General features: G+C 60.5%; 12 protein-coding genes. 6 read left to right on the top strand and 6 right to left on the bottom strand.

Annotation, left to right across the window (positions count from 1 at the left end; translation table 11 throughout):
- Nucleotides 1–78: 78 nt before the first annotated feature.
- The 3 genes from zipA to P5706_RS08375 all read right to left on the bottom strand — a co-directional run bounded on the left by zipA (nt 79) and on the right by P5706_RS08375 (nt 5,383).
- A complete protein-coding gene (gene zipA, locus P5706_RS08385; protein WP_285678964.1) occupies nt 79–948 on the bottom strand; it encodes a cell division protein ZipA in 870 nt (289 codons plus the stop codon).
- Between the two features lie 284 nt (nt 949–1,232).
- Nucleotides 1,233–4,721, bottom strand: coding sequence for a chromosome segregation protein SMC (gene smc / locus P5706_RS08380; RefSeq protein WP_285678963.1), 3,489 nt, complete (start codon nt 4,719–4,721; stop codon nt 1,233–1,235).
- 2 nt (nt 4,722–4,723) lie between these two features.
- Nucleotides 4,724–5,383 carry a GntR family transcriptional regulator gene (locus P5706_RS08375; RefSeq protein WP_200432338.1) on the bottom strand — a complete coding sequence of 220 codons (660 nt, stop codon included), beginning with the start codon at nt 5,381–5,383 and terminating at the stop codon, nt 4,724–4,726.
- 280 nt (nt 5,384–5,663) lie between these two features.
- Here P5706_RS08375 and xdhA point away from each other — a divergent pair, with 280 nt between their 5' ends.
- From xdhA to guaD, 4 genes are all read left to right on the top strand, one after another.
- A complete protein-coding gene (xdhA, locus tag P5706_RS08370; protein WP_285678962.1) occupies nt 5,664–7,112 on the top strand; it encodes a xanthine dehydrogenase small subunit in 1,449 nt (482 codons plus the stop codon).
- Complete coding sequence (xdhB, locus tag P5706_RS08365; protein ID WP_285678961.1) at nt 7,105–9,504, top strand: xanthine dehydrogenase molybdopterin binding subunit; 2,400 nt, start codon at nt 7,105–7,107, stop codon at nt 9,502–9,504. Before xdhA ends, xdhB begins: the two co-directional genes overlap by 8 nt.
- A 118-nt stretch (nt 9,505–9,622) precedes the next feature.
- Nucleotides 9,623–10,462: a xanthine dehydrogenase accessory protein XdhC gene (gene xdhC / locus P5706_RS08360; RefSeq protein WP_200432335.1), complete on the top strand. Its 840-nt coding sequence runs from the start codon at nt 9,623–9,625 to the stop codon at nt 10,460–10,462.
- 15 nt (nt 10,463–10,477) lie between these two features.
- Nucleotides 10,478–11,782 carry a guanine deaminase gene (gene guaD / locus P5706_RS08355; protein ID WP_285678960.1) on the top strand — a complete coding sequence of 435 codons (1,305 nt, stop codon included), beginning with the start codon at nt 10,478–10,480 and terminating at the stop codon, nt 11,780–11,782.
- Nucleotides 11,783–11,890: 108 nt separating this feature from the next.
- On the opposite strand, the gene P5706_RS08350 is transcribed toward guaD, so the two are convergent.
- A complete protein-coding gene (locus P5706_RS08350) occupies nt 11,891–12,655 on the bottom strand; it encodes a GntR family transcriptional regulator (RefSeq protein ID WP_003175499.1) in 765 nt (254 codons plus the stop codon).
- A gap of 214 nt (nt 12,656–12,869) precedes the next feature.
- On the opposite strand from P5706_RS08350, the gene P5706_RS08345 reads away from it, so the two are divergent.
- A complete protein-coding gene (locus P5706_RS08345) occupies nt 12,870–14,060 on the top strand; it encodes a benzoate/H(+) symporter BenE family transporter (RefSeq protein WP_200432333.1) in 1,191 nt (396 codons plus the stop codon).
- Nucleotides 14,061–14,097: 37 nt separating this feature from the next.
- On the opposite strand, the gene P5706_RS08340 is transcribed toward P5706_RS08345, so the two are convergent.
- Entirely contained in the window at nt 14,098–14,442 is a 345-nt protein-coding gene (locus P5706_RS08340; RefSeq protein ID WP_017134776.1) for a YggL family protein, read from the bottom strand.
- A gap of 236 nt (nt 14,443–14,678) precedes the next feature.
- Here P5706_RS08340 and dacB point away from each other — a divergent pair, with 236 nt between their 5' ends.
- On the top strand, nt 14,679–16,139 hold the full coding sequence (gene dacB, locus P5706_RS08335) for a D-alanyl-D-alanine carboxypeptidase/D-alanyl-D-alanine endopeptidase (protein WP_202940703.1): 1,461 nt from the start codon (nt 14,679–14,681) through the stop codon (nt 16,137–16,139).
- A 150-nt stretch (nt 16,140–16,289) separates the two neighbouring features.
- Here dacB and P5706_RS08330 read toward each other — a convergent pair whose 3' ends face one another.
- On the bottom strand, nt 16,290–18,674 hold the full coding sequence (locus P5706_RS08330) for a sensor domain-containing diguanylate cyclase (protein WP_285678959.1): 2,385 nt from the start codon (nt 18,672–18,674) through the stop codon (nt 16,290–16,292).
- Nucleotides 18,675–18,764: the final 90 nt, after the last annotated feature.

Below are 18,764 nucleotides of genomic sequence, written 5' to 3'. Positions count from 1 at the left end.
CTCATAAAGCAAAAGAGCAGCCGAAGCTGCTCAATATGTTAGTGCGCTTATTCTACTGACAACGCTGAAGACCAATCCTCAGCGTTTCTGTGTCAGGGCGCGACGCTCGAACTCGACGATGCGCTGACGGTAATGCTCGATGGTCTGCGCAGTGAGCACGCTGCGCTGATCGTCCTTGAGCTCGCCGTTGAGTTCCTGGGACAGTTTGCGCGCGGCGGCCACCATCACATCGAACGCTTGTTTCGGGTGACGCGGGCCTGGCAAACCGAGGAAGAAGCTCACCGCCGGGGTGCTGAACAGGTCGATATCGTCCAGGTCGAAGGTGCCCGGCTTGACCGCGTTGGCCATGGAGAACAGTACTTCGCCGTTGCCGGCCATGCTTTCGTGACGGTGGAAGATATCCATTTCACCAAAACGCAGGCCGCTTTCGAGGATATTCTGCAACAGCGCCGGGCCTTTGAAGCCGGCGGCGTCGCGGCAGATCACGCTGATCACCAAGACTTCTTCGGCAGCTGGCTGGTCGTTGACCGATTGGCGTGGCGCACTGGATGACTTGCCGATATTTTCATCCGGGAAATCGTCGTCGCGGCTGCTGAAGCTCGGGCCTTCATCCACGTCGAGGTTCAGGTCGCCCTGATGCGGCTCGGCGACGGCGGCACTCGCGCGCTTGCCACGCTTGGAGGAAGGCTCGCGGGCTTCACGCACCGGCGCACTCATCGACGGCAAGTCATGCTCGTCCAGTTGCGGTTCTTTATGGTTGTCCAGCACACGGGGCGGCCCCAGCAGCTCGGCGCTGCCGTCGTCGTCGGGCAAGTTGGACAGGTTGCGGTCCAGACGGAATTTGAGCTTGCCCTTGCCACCGCGCATGCGGCGCCAGCCATCAAAAAGAATACCGGCAATGACAATAATGCCGATGACGATCAGCCACTCGCGCAGACCGATTTCCATGTAATCCCGTGCCTCTAATAAAAAATGCTGAAAAATAAGGGGTTTAGCAACGTCCAAACCGCTTTAAAACGTGGCGCCAACTCTATGTTCTGACTGACGTTTTGCCCACGCATACGAGGAATTGACAATAAACTAGCACGACCTTCGATAACTTTACACAGTTGGCGCGAAATGTGTCGATTTGCCATCTTTCAGCGACCTGGAAGATCTCTTACACCAGCCGCCAACTGTGAGCTACACACTGCAAGCTATAGCCTCACACACTTGCAGCTTGCAACTCGCCGCTAGGCGTCCACCATCGCCATCGCTTCTTCGACATCCACCGCCACCAATCGCGAACAACCCGGCTCATGCATCGTCACACCCATCAACTGGTCGGCCATTTCCATGGCGATCTTGTTGTGGGTGATATAGATGAACTGCACGGTCTGGGACATCTCTTTAACCAACCGAGCGTAGCGTCCAACGTTAGCGTCATCCAGCGGCGCGTCAACTTCGTCGAGCATGCAAAACGGCGCGGGGTTCAACTTGAAGATCGCAAATACCAGGGCCAATGCGGTCAGGGCCTTTTCGCCACCGGACAACAAATGGATGGTGCTGTTCTTCTTGCCCGGCGGCCGCGCCATGATCGTCACCCCTGTATCGAGTAGATCTTCGCCCGTCAGTTCCAAGTAGGCGCTGCCGCCACCGAAAACTTTCGGGAATAACGCCTGTAAACCGCCATTAATCTGATCAAAGGTATCTTTGAAACGATTACGGGTTTCCTTGTCGATCTTGCGAATCACGTTCTCCAGAGTGTCCAACGCTTCGACCAGGTCGGCGTCCTGGGCGTCCAGATAACGTTTACGTTCGGACTGCTGCTGGTATTCGTCGATAGCCGCCAAGTTGATCGCGCCGAGGCGCTGGATACGCGCGGCGATGCGCTCAAGTTCTTCTTCGGCGTCTTTTTCATTGGCCTGGGCGGTCAAGGTATTGAGCACGCCGTGCAGGTCGTAGCCGTCTTCGAGCAACTGGTCTTGCAGGGTCTTGCGGCGCACGGTCAGGGCTTGCCATTCCATGCGTTGCTGTTCGAGTTGGCCGCGAATCAGCTGGGATTGTTGTTCGGCCTGGGTCCGGCGCTTCTCGGCGTCGCGCAGTTCGCGGTCGGCGTCTTCGAGGGCGATCTGCGCGGTCTTGAGCTCTTCGTCGACGGTCATGCGCTTGTCGAGCAACTCTTCGAGTTTGAGGCGCAATTCTTCCAATGGCGCTTCGCCCTCCTCCAGGTTGAGGCTCAATTGCTCGCGCTTTTCGGTGAGGCGTTCGGACTGCATCTCCAAACGCTCAAGCGCCTGGCGCGTGGAGGTGTGCTGGGCCTGCAACGAGCCCAGGCGCACGGCCAATTGGTGGGCATGGTCCTTGTGCTGACGGGCTTCCTGGCGCACGCGGTCGAGGCGCTCACGCAGGCTGTCGCGCTGGGCCAGCAGCAGTTCGCGCTGCTCGGTGTCCAGCGCCATGCTGTCGAGGGCTTCCTGCAAGTGCAGGCGCGCTTCGCCGATCTGCTCGTGTTCGAGGGCGCGCTGCTCGCCCATCTCGGCCACTTCTTCGTCAAGGCGGGTGCGGCGCAGGGTCAGTTGCTCGGCCTTGGCCTTGCTCGCCGACAGTTGGGCTTTCAATTCGCCTTGCTGGCGCGCTTCGTCCTGCAAGAGGCGGCGCAGGTGTTCGCGGCCAGTCTCTTGTTGGCGCTGAGTGGCACGCAGGGTTTGCAGTTCGGTTTCCAGGCTTTCGAGGGTGGCCTCGCGTTCTTCGCGTTCGGCGCTCAGGTTGACGATTTCCTGGCCACGGGCCAATACGCCGCTCTCGGCCTCACTGGCGCGACGCACGCGCAGGAAGTGCCGGCCAACCCAGTAACCGTCTCGGCTGATCAGGCTTTCACCGGCGCCCAATTGGCCACGCTGGGACAAGGCTTGCTCCAATGATTCAACCGGTTTGACCTGGCCCAGCCACGGCGCCAGATCGATCGCGGCCTCAACCTTGTCGAGCAAACTGCCCGGCACTCGCGTGCCATCGGCTGCGGGGCTGAGCAAACGTAAATCGCCCTGGGCGAAGCCGGCCAGGTCGAAACCGCCAAAATCATCCACCAATACGGCTTGCAGGTCGGCGCCCAGCACGGTCTCGACCGCCAGCTCCCAACCCGCTTCAACTTTTAAGCCTTCGGCCAGGCGCGGACGCTCGGCCAGGTGCTGGTCACGCAGCCATTCGGCGGTGCCGGTGCCTGGGTCCAGCGCGGCCTGCTGCAAGGCTTCAAGCGACGCCAAGCGCCCGTTGAGCCGCTGCAAATCGCCCTGGGCCTGCTGCTGGGCCTGGGTCGCCTGTTGCAGTTGCTGACGCAATTGCTCCAGGCGCTCCACTTGCTGTTCCTCGCTGGCCTCGAGTTCTTCCAGGGTCATTTCGTTTTCGGCCAGTTGCTCGCTCAGCGCCATGATTGCCGCGTCTTCCGGGTCGGCGGCGAGCAACGCGCGCTCCTCCTGCATGCGGCGCTGGCGTTCGGCCAGGCGCTCCATGCTGGTTTCCAGTTGCTGAATGCGCGATTGCTGCACTTCAGCCTGGCGGCGCGGCTCGGCGGATTGCAGGTTGAAAGCGTCCCACTGCTCCTGCCAGCCGTGCATGGTGGTTTCGGCTTCTTCGAGGGCGGCGGCGGCCTCTTCGGCGGCGGCGCTGGTGATTTCCTGCTCGGGCGTGAGCATGTCCAGCTCTTCGCCCAGCGTCAGCAGCAAGGTGCGGTCATGGCCCAGGTGCGACTCGGTCTCCAGGCGCGCGCGTTCGGCTTCCTTCAAGTCATCCTGCAACTGGCGCAGGCGCTGCTGGCCGTGCTGGATGCTCTGCTCGACCCGGGCAATATCGCCGCCGACCGAGTAGAAACGCCCCTGCACCAGATTGAAGCGCTCGGACAAGTCATGGTGGCCGTCACGCAGGCGCTCAATGCTGGCGTCGGCATTACGCTGCTCGGCCACCAGCGCTTCGAAGCTGATTTCCTGGGTCCCGATGATCGCTTCGCGCTGGCCGACCTGATCATTCAGCGCCTGCCAGCGCAGGGCCGAGAGCTGCGCCTTGAGCTGGCGCTCCTCGCCCTTGTATTCCTGGTACTTCTCGGCCGCCTGGGCCTGGCGATGCAGGCGTTCGAGTTGCCGCTCCAGTTCTTCGCGCAGGTCGGTCAGGCGGGCAAGGTTTTCGTGGGTACGGCGGATACGGTTTTCGGTCTCGCGACGGCGCTCCTTGTACTTGGAGATGCCGGCGGCTTCTTCGATAAAGTTGCGCAGGTCTTCGGGCTTGGCTTCGATCAGCTTGGAAATCATGCCCTGCTCGATGATCGAATAGCTGCGCGGGCCTAAGCCGGTGCCAAGGAAAATATCGGTGATATCGCGTCGACGGCATTTGGTGCCGTTGAGGAAGTAACTGTTCTGGCTGTCGCGCGTCACTTTGCGGCGAATCGAGATTTCCGCGTAGGCCGCGTATTCGCCGATCAAGGTGCCATCGGAGTTATCGAACACCAGTTCGATGCTGGCCTGGCTCACCGGCTTGCGGCTGGTGGAGCCGTTGAAGATGACGTCGGTCATCGACTCGCCACGCAGGTTTTTTGCCGAGCTCTCGCCCATCACCCAACGTACGGCGTCGATGATGTTCGACTTGCCGCAACCATTGGGCCCGACCACCGCTGCCATATTACTGGGGAAGTTCACCGTGGTCGGGTCGACGAAGGATTTGAACCCCGCCAGTTTGATGCACTTGAGCCGCACGTTTAGGCGTCCGCCAACGCAGCGATGACCAGCGAGCTGCTGCGCTCGCAGTAGGCCGACAGCACTTGGCGGATCTGCGGCAGATCACGGGCGAGCACCGCCGCAAGCAGTTGCTCGAACAGCGCCAGGTACTCACTCATCTCCGCCTTGCGCTGGTCCAGGGCCAGGTAATAGGCACGGTTCATCGCCGGCTGCAGGTTTTCGACGGTTTCCTGCAAGTACGGGTTGTTGGCAAAGGGGTACGCGGCGCGCATCACACTGAAGCTTTCTTCGACGAAGGCACGCACGTCCTCACGTTCGAAACTGGTCATCAGGCGTTGCTGGATCTGCAGGAACGGCGCCATATCGGCCTGGACCTTCCAGCCCTCAGCCACCGAATTGCCGAGCAATATGTACAACTCGCCCATCAGCGTGCACAGGCTCTGCACCTTGTGCGCGGTGAGTTCGGTGACATGGGCGCCACGGCGCGGCAGGATCGCGATCAGGTGGCGGCGCTCGAGGATCAGCAAAGCTTCACGCACGGAGCCACGGCTGACATTGAGTGCCAGCGTGACTTTCTGTTCCTGGATCCGCTCCCCAGGCTTGAGATCGCCGCGAATGATACGTTCGGCGAGGTGGTGAGCAATTTGCTCGGCGAGACTGTCCGGCGCCTTGAACGTCATGTTTTCCCTTCAAAATCTTCTATCGGTACAAGCGCGGCAGTGTAGCGCATTGGCTGGCTGATGGCGCTACGCCCACAGGCGCGAATTTGGCATGAAATAAGCAACGCTGAAAAGCCAAAAGCCAGCAAAAACACCGGTTCCAGAAGCGTGAACCATAATTGAAAGGGTTGTGATCGCAATTTCTTGACCTTCTGGTCAGAAAATCGTTGACCGAAAAGTCAGACATGACTAGATTCGGCGCAAAGCGGTTAACAACAATAATGAGTCTGCGAGGCCTTCCGTGATCCAGTTTTTACTTAACCAGGAACTCCGTAGCGAGCACGCCCTGGACCCCAACCTGACCGTGCTCAACTATTTGCGCGAGCATTTGGGCAAATCCGGTACCAAGGAAGGCTGCGCCAGCGGCGATTGCGGTGCATGCACCGTGGTCGTCGGCGAATTGCACACCGATGATCAAGGCGCGGAGCAGATTCGCTATCGCAGCCTCAATTCCTGCCTGACCTTTGTGTCGTCATTGCACGGCAAACAGCTGATCAGCGTCGAAGACCTCAAGCATCAAGGCCAACTGCACAGCGTGCAGCAAGCCATGGTCGAGTGCCACGGCTCGCAATGCGGCTTTTGCACCCCAGGCTTTGTGATGTCGCTATTTGCCCTGCAAAAGAACAGCGACGCTCCCGACAGCCAAAAAGCCCATGAAGCGCTGGCCGGCAACCTGTGCCGTTGCACCGGTTATCGACCGATTCTGGCCGCCGCCGAACAGGCCTGCTGCAACAAGCCGGTGGATCAGTTCGACAGCCGCCAGGCCGACACCATCGCCCGCCTGAAAGCCATCGCGCCCACGCAAACCGGTGAACTCAATAGCGGCGACAAACGCTGCCTGGTCCCGCTCACCGTGGCCGACCTGGCCGACCTCTACGACGCCTACCCGCAGGCGCGGCTGTTGGCCGGTGGCACTGACCTGGCGCTGGAAGTCACGCAGTTTCACCGCGTGCTGCCAGTGATGATCTACGTCGGCAACATTGAAGAGATGAAGCGCATCGAGTCGTTCGACGACCGCCTGGAAATCGGTGCGGCCACGCCGCTGTCCGATTGCTACAGCGCGCTGCACCACGAGTACCCGGACTTCGGCGACTTGTTGCACCGCTTCGCTTCGCTGCAGATCCGCAACCAGGGCACCCTGGGCGGCAATATCGGCAATGCCTCGCCCATCGGCGATTCGCCGCCACTGTTGATCGCTCTCGGCGCGCAGATCGTGCTGTGCAAGGGCGACACCCGTCGCACCCTGGCGCTGGAAGATTACTTCATCGATTACCGCGTCACTGCGCGTCAGGACAGTGAGTTTATCGAGAAGATCATCGTGCCCAAGGGCCACGCGCTGTTCCGCGCCTACAAGGTTTCCAAGCGCCTGGACGATGATATTTCCGCCGTGTGTGCCGCCTTCAACCTGAAGCTCGACAATGGCGTGATCAGCGACGCCCGCGTGGCGTTCGGTGGCATGGCCGCCACGCCCAAACGCGCGAAAAGCTGCGAAACCGTATTGGTGGGCGCCACTTGGAACGCCGCCACGGTGGAGAAAGCCTGTGCCGCCCTCGCCCAGGATTTCACCCCGCTGTCAGACTTCCGCGCCAGCAAGGAATACCGCCTGCTCAGCGCGCAGAACCTGCTGCGCAAATACTTCATCGAACTGCAAACACCGCACATCGAGACTCGGGTGACCGCTTATGTCTAACCATCACGCCGTCGTTAAAACCCAGGCCGAACTCGCCGAGCTGTTTGCCCAGGACCTGACCACCGGGGTCGGCCGCAGCGTCAAGCATGACAGCGCCGCCAAGCACGTCAGCGGTGAAGCGCAGTACATCGATGACCGCCTGGAATTTCCTAACCAGTTGCACCTGTACGCGCGTATGTCCGACCGCGCCCATGCGCGCATCATCAGCATCGACACCGCGCCCTGCTACGCCTTTGAAGGCGTGCGCATTGCCATCACCCACGAAGACGTACCGGGCCTTAAAGACATCGGCCCGCTGATGCCCGGCGACCCGTTGCTGGCCATCGACACCGTGCAGTTTGTCGGCCAAGTGGTGCTGGCGGTGGCCGCCCGCGACCTGGAAACCGCACGCAAAGCAGCCATGGCGGCGGTGATCGAATACGAAGACCTGGAACCGGTGCTGGACGTGGTCGAGGCCTTTCGCAAGAAGCACTTTGTGCTCGACAGCCACACCCACCAGCGCGGTGATTCTGCCGGTGCGCTGGCCACCGCGAAAAACCGTATCCAGGGCACCCTGCATATCGGCGGCCAGGAACACTTCTACCTGGAAACCCAGATTTCCTCGGTAATGCCCACCGAAGACGGCGGCATGATTGTCTACTGCTCCACGCAAAACCCCACCGAAGTGCAAAAGCTGGTGGCCGAAGTGCTCGACGTGTCGATGAACAAAATCGTCGTGGACATGCGGCGCATGGGCGGGGGTTTTGGCGGCAAGGAAACCCAGGCCGCCAGCCCCGCGTGCCTGTGCGCGGTGGTCGCGCGCCTGACCGGCCAGCCGACCAAGATGCGCCTGCCGCGTGTGGAGGACATGCTGATGACCGGCAAGCGCCACCCGTTCTATATCGAATACGACGTGGGCTTTGACGACAACGGCCGCCTGCACGGCATCAATCTGGACCTGGCAGGTAACTGCGGCTGTTCGCCGGACCTGTCCAACTCGATTGTCGACCGCGCCATGTTTCACTCCGACAACTCGTATTACCTGGGCGACGCCACAGTCAACGGCCATCGTTGCAAGACCAACACCGCGTCCAATACGGCTTATCGTGGCTTCGGTGGCCCGCAAGGCATGGTCGCCATCGAAGAAGTCATGGATGCGATCGCGCGCCATTTGGCACTGGACCCGTTGGCGGTGCGCAAGGTCAATTACTACGGCAAGACCGAGCGCAACGTCACCCACTACTACCAGACCGTCGAGCACAACATGCTCGAAGAAATGACCGCCGAGCTTGAGGCCAGCAGCCAATACGCCGAGAGACGCGAGGCGATCCGCCTGTACAACGCCCACAGCCCGATCCTGAAAAAAGGCCTGGCGCTGACGCCGGTGAAATTCGGTATTTCGTTCACGGCAAGCTTTCTGAACCAGGCCGGTGCCCTGATCCACATTTACACCGACGGCAGCATCCACCTGAACCACGGCGGCACCGAGATGGGTCAGGGCTTGAACATCAAGGTCGCGCAGGTGGTGGCTGAAATATTCCAGGTCGAGATCGACCGCGTGCAGATCACTGCGACCAACACCGACAAGGTGCCCAACACCTCGCCGACCGCCGCCTCCAGCGGTGCCGACTTGAACGGCAAGGCCGCGCAGAACGCTGCCGAAACCATCAAGCAGCGCTTGGTTGAGTTTGCCGCGCGCAAGTACGACGTGAGTGAAGCGGACGTGGAGTTCCACAATGGCCACGTGCGCGTGCGCGATCAGATCCTGACGTTTGAGGCGTTGATCCAGCAGGCGTATTTCGCCCAGGTTTCGCTGTCGAGCACCGGCTTTTACAAGACCCCGAAAATCTTTTACGACCGCAGCCAGGCGCGGGGTCGGCCGTTCTACTACTTCGCGTTCGGCGCGGCCTGCTGCGAAGTGATCGTCGACACCCTGACCGGCGAATACAAGATGCTGCGCACTGACATCCTTCACGATGTGGGCGCCTCACTGAACCCGGCCATCGACATCGGCCAGGTCGAAGGCGGCTTTATCCAGGGCATGGGCTGGCTGACCATGGAAGAGCTGGTGTGGAACAACAAGGGCAAGCTGATGACCAACGGCCCGGCCAGTTACAAGATCCCGGCCGTGGCGGACATGCCCCTGGATTTGCGCGTGAAGCTGGTGGAAAACCGCAAGAACCCGGAAGACACGGTGTTCCATTCCAAGGCCGTGGGCGAGCCGCCGTTCATGCTCGGGATTGCTTCGTGGTGTGCAATCAAGGATGCCGTGGCGAGCCTGGGTGACTATCGCCATCAACCGAAAATTGATGCACCGGCGACGCCGGAGCGGGTGTTGTGGGGCTGTGAGCAGATGCGGCAGTTGAGCACTGCAAAAGCCGTTGAGACTGAAACCGAGATGGCTTCGCTTTAGGACCGAGGTGCTGCCATCGCAGGCAAGCCAGCTCCCACATTTTGATGTGTGAATACCTTCAAATGTGGGAGCGGGCTTGCCCGCGATAGCGGCCTCACAGACACCACAAGAGGTGACTATGAACAACTGGATCAGCGCCCTCGCCGACCTGCAGAACCAGGGTGAACCCTGCGTGCTGGTGACCATCATCGAAGAGCTCGGCTCCACGCCGCGCAACGCCGGTTCCAAGATGGTGATCAGCGCCACGCAGACCTTCGACACCATCGGCGGCGGGCACCTGGAATACAAAGCGATGCAAATCGCCCGCGACATGCTGGTGCGCGGCCAGCAAAATACGCACCTGGAGCGCTTCAGCCTCGGCGCCAGCCTGGGCCAGTGCTGCGGCGGCGTAACGGTGTTGCTGTTCGAACCCATGGGCCAGGTGCAGGCGCAGATCGCGGTATTTGGCGCCGGCCATGTCGGCCGCGCGCTGGTGCCGTTGTTGGCGAGCCTGCCGTGCCGGGTGCGCTGGATTGATTCGCGTGATCAGGAGTTTCCGGAACACATCCCTCAGGGCGTGCGTAAAATCATCAGCGAAGAGCCGGTCGACGAAATTGCCGACCTGCCGGTGGGCAGTTACTGCATCGTGATGACCCACAATCACGCGTTGGACCTGGAACTGACGGCCGCGCTGCTCAAGCGCAATGACTTCGCCTATTTCGGCCTGATCGGTTCAAAAACCAAACGGGTCAAGTTCGAACACCGCCTGCGTGATCGCGGCTTCGACACCGCGCAACTGCAACGCATGCGCTGCCCCATGGGCCTCACCGAGGTGAAGGGCAAACTGCCGGTGGAGATCGCCATCTCCATCGCCGGCGAAATCATCGCCACCTATAACGCGAATTTCGGCCAGCACAGTGCGAGCGCCGAACCTATTGCCAAACTGCTGCCGGCCTCGCGTCGCAGCCAAGCTATCTAAAATATTGAGATCACCATGCCTTTGACTCGCAAAGCCTACCGTGCCGCCATTTTGCACAGCATCGCCGACCCCGCCGAAGTGGGGATCGAAGCCTCTTACGAGTATTTCGAAGACGGCCTGCTGGTGATCGATAACGGCCAGATCAGCGCCCTGGGCCATGCCAGCGATTTGCTGCCGACCCTGCCCGCCGACATCGACGTGACCCATTATCAGGATGCGCTGATTACGCCCGGCTTGATCGACACCCATATCCACCTGCCGCAAACCGGCATGGTCGGCGCCTATGGCGAGCAGTTGCTGGACTGGCTCAACACCTACACCTTCCCGTGTGAAAGCCAGTTCGCCGACAAGGCCCACGCCGAAGAAGTCGCGGACATCTTCATCAAGGAGTTGCTGCGCAACGGCACCACCACCGCATTGGTGTTCGGCAGCGTGCACCCGCAGTCGGTGAATGCATTCTTTGAAGCGGCCGAGAAACTCGACCTGCGCATGATCGCCGGCAAGGTGATGATGGACCGCAACGCGCCGGACTACCTGACCGACACCGCCGAATCCGGCTACCAGGAGAGCAAGGCGCTGATCGAACGCTGGCACGGCAAGGGCCGCTTGCACTATGCCGTCACGCCACGTTTTGCGCCGACCAGCACCCCGCAGCAACTGGCGCTGGCCGGGCAACTGCTGGGCGAATACCCGGACCTGTACATGCAGACTCACATCAGTGAGAACAAGCAGGAAGTCGAGTGGGTAAAAGAGCTGTTCCCGGAGCGCAACGGCTACCTGGACGTGTACGACCATTACAAGCTGCTGGGCGAGCGCTCGGTGTTTGCCCACGGCGTGCACCTGTGTGATGACGAGTGCGCACGGCTGGCGGAGACGGGTTCAGCCGTGGCGTTCTGCCCGACCTCGAACCTCTTCCTCGGCAGTGGCTTGTTCAACTTGCCGATGGCCGAGAAGCACAAGCTGAATGTCGGCCTGGGTACTGACGTGGGCGGTGGCACCAGCTTCTCGCTGCTGCAAACCCTGAACGAAGCCTACAAGGTCATGCAACTGCAGGGCGCGCGTTTGAGCCCGTTCAAGTCGCTGTACCTGGCCACTTTGGGCGGCGCGCGGGCGCTGCGCCTGGAAGACAAGATCGGCACGTTGCAACCGGGCACGGATGCGGACTTCCTGGTACTGGACTACAACGCTACGCCGCTGCTCAGCTATCGCTTGAAGCAGGCCAATAACATTGCCGAGACGTTGTTTGTGTTGATGACGCTGGGGGATGACCGGACGGTGTTGCAGACATATGCAGCGGGTCAGTTGGTGCACCAGCGCTAACTTCAGCAACACCACAAAACAAATGTGGGAGCTGGGCTTTTGTGGGAGCTGGCCAGCTCCCACACAAGCCCAGCTCCCACATTTTTAGTCCCAGGCGAACCTGGAGAATTACAGTTTGACTGAAGAACGCCCCGGCTTTTTGGTCTGCAACAAATGCGAGAACACCGCGTGCAAATCGTCCGACGCGCTTTCCTCGTCGAGGTTGAGCTTGCTGTCGATGTGATCCATGTGGTGCATCATCAAATTCACTGCCAGTGCCGCGTCGCGTGCTTCGATCGCATCGATCAGTTGGGTGTGCTCATCGTAGGAACAGTGCGAGCGGTTGCCGCTTTCGTACTGGGCGATGATCAACGAGGTTTGTGACACCAGGCTGCGCTGGAAGCTGATCAGCGGCGCATTCTTTGCGGCTTCGGCAAGCTTCAAGTGGAATTCGCCGGAAAGACGGATACCGGCACCGCGATCGCCGCGTGAGAAACTGTCGCGCTCATCGTTGACCATCTGGCGCAGTTCGGCCAATTGCTCGGCGGTAGCGTGCTGCACCGCAAGCTCAGTGATCGCTCGCTCCACCAGCCGCCGGGCGAGGAATACCTGACGGGCTTCTTCTACACTCGGGCTTGCCACCACCGCTCCACGATTGGGCCGCAGCAGTACCACGCCTTCATGGGCCAGGCGCGACAGCGCGCGACGGATGATGGTGCGGCTGACGCCGAAGATTTCGCCCAGTGCTTCTTCACTCAATTTGGTTCCGGGCGCCAGGCGTTGTTCGAGGATGGCCTCGAAGATATGCGCATAGACAATATCGTCCTGGGTTCCGCTGCGACCAGCCTTGCCGGCTCGCGGTTGTTTCTTGAGAGGTTGCAACTGTTCGTTCATGGGCACTCGGGTTTAGAGAACGGCGGCGAATTAACGGTAATACGTCAACAGCGTGTCGCTGGCAAGTATCACCTAAAAACAGGGCACATTGTACACAACCCAGTGCGCCAACACACTGTACGGCTATTTGCGGCGGCGGCTGTATTGCAATGAGTAGTTACGTTTGAGTTTAGGCTTGAATTCGCTTTTTCCCAGGTAAAAGGAACACCTCGCCATGACCGACGCCACTCAAGCGCCCTTGCGCCCATTGGCCGACACTTCTGCGTCGGCCGTCGTCGCCGGCTTCATCGCCATGATGACCGGCTACACCAGTTCCCTGGTGCTGATGTTCCAGGCCGGCCAGGCCGCCGGTTTGACCACGGCGCAGATTTCTTCGTGGATCTGGGCGATCTCCATCGGCATGGCGGTGTGCAGCATTGGCCTGTCGTTACGCTATCGCACGCCGATCACCATTGCCTGGTCCACGCCCGGCGCCGCGCTGCTGATCACCAGCCTGGGCGGTGTGAGTTACGGCGAGGCTATCGGCGCGTATATCACCTGCGCCGTGCTGGTCACGCTCTGCGGGCTGACCGGCAGCTTTGAAAAACTGGTCAAGCGCATTCCCGCCTCGTTGGCGGCGGCGCTGTTGGCGGGGATTCTGTTCAAGATCGGCAGCGAGATTTTCGTCGCCGCGCAACATCGCACCGGGCTGGTGCTGGGGATGTTTTTTACCTATCTGATCATCAAGCGCTTGTCACCGCGTTATGCCGTGCTGGCTGCGTTGGTGATCGGCACCCTGTTGTCGGGGCTGATGGGCTTGCTGGATTTCAGCGGCTTTCACCTGGAAGTGGCCACTCCAGTGTGGACCACGCCGCACTTCTCGCTGGCGGCGACCATCAGCATCGGCATCCCGCTGTTCGTAGTGGCCATGACCTCGCAAAACATGCCCGGCGTCGCCGTGCTGCGCGCCGACGGCTACACCGTACCCGCCTCACCATTGATTACCGCCACCGGCCTGGCCTCGCTGGTGCTGGCGCCGTTTGGCTCCCACGGCATCAACCTGGCGGCCATCAGCGCGGCGATCTGCACCGGGCCACATGCCCATGAAGACCGTAACAAGCGCTACACCGCGGCCGTCTGGTGCGGGATTTTCTACGGAATTGCCGGGGTGTTTGGCGCAACCTTGGCGGCATTGTTCGCGGCACTGCCCAAGGAACTGGTGCTGTCGATTGCAGCGCTGGCGTTGTTTGGCTCGATCATCAATGGCTTGAGTATCGCCATGAATGAACCCAAGGAGCGGGAAGCGGCGCTGATCACCTTTATGGTAACCGCGTCTGGCTTGACGCTGTTTTCCATCGGTTCGGCGTTCTGGGGGATTGTGGCGGGGGTGCTGACGCTGCTGATTCTGAACTGGCGCAAGGCATAAAAAAACGGCGACCCGAAGGTCGCCGTTTTTTTTAGTATCACTTAGCCGCGTTGATCGGCTTTTCTGGATACCACACATCCAGCAGTGGGCTGACTTCAGCGCTTTTCAGCTCGCTGCGGCCTTTGAGCCAGCTTTCAACAGCTGCACGTTGCTCTTCGTTGACCGAGCCACGCTTCTGCAGGCAAACCAGACCGAAGTCATCGCCGCCGACATAGCCCAGACCGTTAGCTTCCATGGCTTCTTTGATGAATGCTTCGAGGAAAGCATCGGTAGCTTCTTCACTCAGGTCTTCTTTGAAGTCCAGGTTCAGTTCGAAACCCAGCTCTTGAAATTCATCAACGCACAGTTTTTTGCGCAGACGCTGGGAACGGTTAGTCGCCATTGGAACAATCCTCTTAAGTAATAACGGCCGGCACTTTAGCAGTTTAAGGCGACCTTTGCCCGACTCTATGGGACAGGCGGCCATTGGTCTGCAAAAAAACCCGTAATACTGGCTATGGTTCAGCTACAACTGGATGCACCTTGGGGCATAATGCCGACACTTTCGTGACCAATGAGGGATTTTCTTCCATACCCCTCGCCTTTTTCACCCTTCTCAGCAGTAGGGTTCTACTTCTTATGATCAATTCTTTTCGTTCAGTGTTACTTGCCGGTTTTCTTCTACCACTGGCCTTTTCCGTCACCGCTGCCCCGATCAACAACACTCTGCCGCCGAATGTTCAGCAGGCCCTGCAGAAAGCCAAAATACCCAATACTTCGCTGTCCCTGGTGATGCTGCCGCTGACCGGGCCCGGCACGCCGACCGTATTCAATGCTGATGTCTCGGTAAACCCGGCGTCCACCATGAAGCTGGTCACCACCTACGCGGCCTTGGAAATGCTCGGCCCCAACCACCAGTGGAAGACCGAGTTCTACACCGACGGCACCCTCAGCGGTGGCGTGTTGCGCGGCAACCTTTACCTCAAGGGTGGCGGTGACCCCAAGCTGAACATGGAAAAACTCTGGCTGCTGATGCGCGACCTGCGCGCCAATGGCGTGCAGCAAGTCACCGGCGACTTGGTGCTGGACCGCAGCTTCTTCAACCAGCCGCAATTGCCTGAATTCAATGACGACGGTAACGACGAGAACAAGCCGTTCCTGGTCAAGCCGGACGCCCTGTTGGTCAACCTCAAGGCCCTGCGTTTTGTCACCCGCAATGACGCTGGCCGAGTGATCGTTTCGGTCGAGCCGCCGATTGCGAGCATCCGCATCGACAACCAAGTCAAAGTCTCCAACGCCAAGCAATGCACCGGCGACGTGCGCTACAGCCCGGTTACCGCCGCCGATGGCAGTGTCACCGTGACCGTCAGCGGCCAGTTGGGTGATGGGTGCAGCTCGCAGACCTACCTGTCGCTGCTCGACCACGCCACTTACACCGCCGGCGCCGTGCGCGCGATCTGGCAGGAGTTGGGCGGCACCATCCAGGGCCGTGATATCCAGGCACCCGTGCCCAATGGCGCTAAAGTGCTGGCCCGTGCGTACTCGCCGGACCTGGCGGAAATCATCCGCGACATCAACAAATACAGTAACAACACCATGGCCCAGCAGTTGTTCCTGAGCCTCGGCGCGCAGTTCCGTAACGATGCCGATGGCGACGACGCCAAGGCCGCGCAACGCGTGGTGCGCCAGTGGCTGGCGAAAAAAGGCATTACCGCACCGCACCTGGTGATGGAAAACGGCTCCGGCCTGTCCCGCGCCGAACGCGTCAGCGCCCGCGAGATGGCGGCCATGCTGCAGGCCGCATGGAAAGGCCCGTATGCGGCGGAATACATCAGTTCGCTGCCGATTGCCGGCACCGACGGCACCATGCGCAAGCGCCTGAAAACCACGGCCCTGCGCGGTGAGGCTCACGTCAAGACCGGCACCTTGAACACTGTGCGCGCCATTGCCGGGTTCAGCCGCGACAACAACGGCAACACCTGGGTAGTGGTGGCGATCCTCAACGATTCGAAGCCATGGGGTGCTTCGTCGGTGCTCGATCAGGTGCTGCTGGACCTGTATCGCCAGCCGAAGCTGACAGCCGCTGCACCCGTCTTGTAACTGATCGTTAACTGATCGTTCCCGCGCTCCGCGTGGGAACGCAGCCTGGGACGTTCCGCGTCCCAAAGCGTGACGCAGAGCGTCACAAGAGGCATTCCCACGCAGAGCGCGGGAACGATCAGGCAACGATCAGGCAACGATAAGCCACCTTCAGGCGCGCAGGCGCTCCGCTTCCACGCGGTCGCGCCCCGCCTGTTTGGCCACATACACCGCCGAGTCCGCGCGCAGCAGCAGCCCGTCAATTCCTTCATTGATGCGCCAGCTGGCCACACCGAAGCTCGCGGTCACAACGCCCACCACCTCCATCGGTTCGGTGCGCAGCGACTGCCACAACTCCATCGCCAGGCTGTAAGCCTGCTCGGCATCGGTATGCGGGCATAGCACCACGAACTCTTCCCCGCCCAAACGACAGAACACATCCGTGCGGCGCAGGCGCTGGCCGATGCGCTCGCACACCTCCTGCAACACGCCGTCGCCCACGGCGTGCCCGAACTGGTCGTTGATGCGCTTGAAGTGATCAATATCAAGCATGATCAACGACAGCGTGCCCGTGGTTCGGTTGAGCCGGAGCATTTCGGCCTTGAGCCGATCCTGAAAATAACGGCGGTTATGAATGCCCGTCAGCGAGTCGGTAATCGACAGCGCGCGCAACTCCTCCTCGACACGCTTCAGATCGGAGATATCCGACACGTAGCCATGCCACAACGTGCCACCGCCGGTTAACTCCTCCGGCGTGGCTTCACCGCGTATCCAGCGCAGGCCGCGTTGCGGCAACACCACCCGATACTCTTCGCGCCAATGACTCAACTGCAACGCCGACAGCCGGATAGACTGGCGCACCCGCTCCACGTCCTGCGGATGAATGCGTTCGAACACGGTGTCCGCGTCTTGCTGCAATACGCCCGTATCGATCTCATAAATATCGCGCATACCATCGCTGGCATAGATGAAACGCCCCTTCCCCTTGGGTTCGAGGGTGAACTGAAAGATCCCGCCAGGCACGTGGGCACTGAGTTTTTTCAGTAGGCGGTCGCGCGCGGCCAACGCCTCGTAGGCGCGTTTTTGTTCGGTCACATCCAGGTAAATAGCCAAGTGCCCGATCCACAGGCCATAGTCGTCCAGCAACACGGTGGTGAGCATATTCACCGTCAGGTAGCTGCCATCCTCGCGCAGTAATGTCCACTCGCGCGCCTCGTGCAGATTGTCCGGGCTTTCCACCAGCATCGCCTGGCTCGGCGGAATACGTTTGCCCAAGGTCACGCTCAAACTGGCCGCGCGCGCTTCGAGTTCCAGGCCCAGGTGCAGGCTTTCCAGGGTCAGCCGCCCCACCACCGCCTCGGACTTGAACCCGAGCATTTTCTCGGCACCGGCATTGAAGGTGTTGATCACACCCCGCAGGTCAGTGGCAATGATCGCAACATGGGTGGCGGCGTTCAGCACACTGCGCAATTGCCCGTGGGCCGCGCGAAGCTCCTGCTCACGCAAATGCAACTGCTGCGTGCGTTGCTCCACCAGTTTGAGCGCGCGCTGGCGCTGGCTGACCAACACATACAGCAACGCACTGAGCAGCAGGCTGAGGAGCACGCCCATGGCCAGAATGGTGTGCATCGACGAGTGATTGGCCTGGTCGAACATCTGGCTGGCGCGAATGCTCAAGGCATACACATGGTCGCCGAGGGTGAGCCGGCGCGTGGCGATAAGGTTGCTGTCGCCTACCGCGTTGCTGGACGCGTACAGCACACGCTGTTGCGTGTCGGAGGTGTCGACAATTTGCATCACCAGGTTGTCGCGGTTGGGCTTGGGCAAACCATCGGCGACCAATTGGCGCATGCTGATCACTGCCATCACATAACCATGGGGCTCGGTGTCGGCAGGCTTGCTCACCGGCGCCACCAGCAAAACGCCGGCGGCATAAGCCGGCTCCACGCCCACCAGTTGCATGGGTTGAGACACCGCAGGCCGGCCGCTTTTTTGCACCCGTTCAAGCACCGAACGGCGCAGCGGCTGGGCCAACAGATCAAATCCCAGGGGCGACCCCAACAAGCTTTGCGTCTGGCTGTACAACACCGGCACATACTCGTCGCGCTCAGGCGCAGGCGCCAGCTCACCCGACGCGTTCAGCTCTCGAATGACGAAAGGTGTACCACGCTGACGCGAGATTTCTTGTTCAAAAGCGTTGCGTTGTTCGCGAAATATACGTGGCGCCCAGGCATAGGCACGGGCGCGCAGAAGCAAAGGCTTGGCGAAGCCATCGAACTCGGCGCGGGACACATCACTGGAATTGACGAAGAAGCGCTGCAGGCTGGCCAGGCGTTGCTCCTGGTCCTCGAAACGCTCCTGAAGGCGGGTGTAGCGCTCGTTGACCAACAACTGGAAACGCTGGCGCACTTGCTGCTGATAGAGGTCGGAGGCCGCCCAGGCGACGATACCCGTCAGCGCGCCACCTGCCAATAACACCACCAATGCCACCAGCCAAGCCGACGCCTGCTCACTGATAAAGCCTAGTATTTTCGGGCGAACGGCTTGCATCGGCATAGGCAACACTCACAACGCCAGCGTGCGGGGGGTGTCACTTTGGCTAGGCGTTAAGTTATAGCCATGAGGCCGGCGTTTGACCAGCGCAAA

The sequence above is a fragment of the Pseudomonas sp. ChxA genome, assembly GCF_030263855.1.
Lineage (GTDB): Bacteria > Pseudomonadota > Gammaproteobacteria > Pseudomonadales > Pseudomonadaceae > Aquipseudomonas > Aquipseudomonas fluorescens_CB.
The sequence above is the reverse complement of the archived record's forward strand: the minus strand, read 5'-3'. Positions and strand labels throughout refer to the sequence as shown.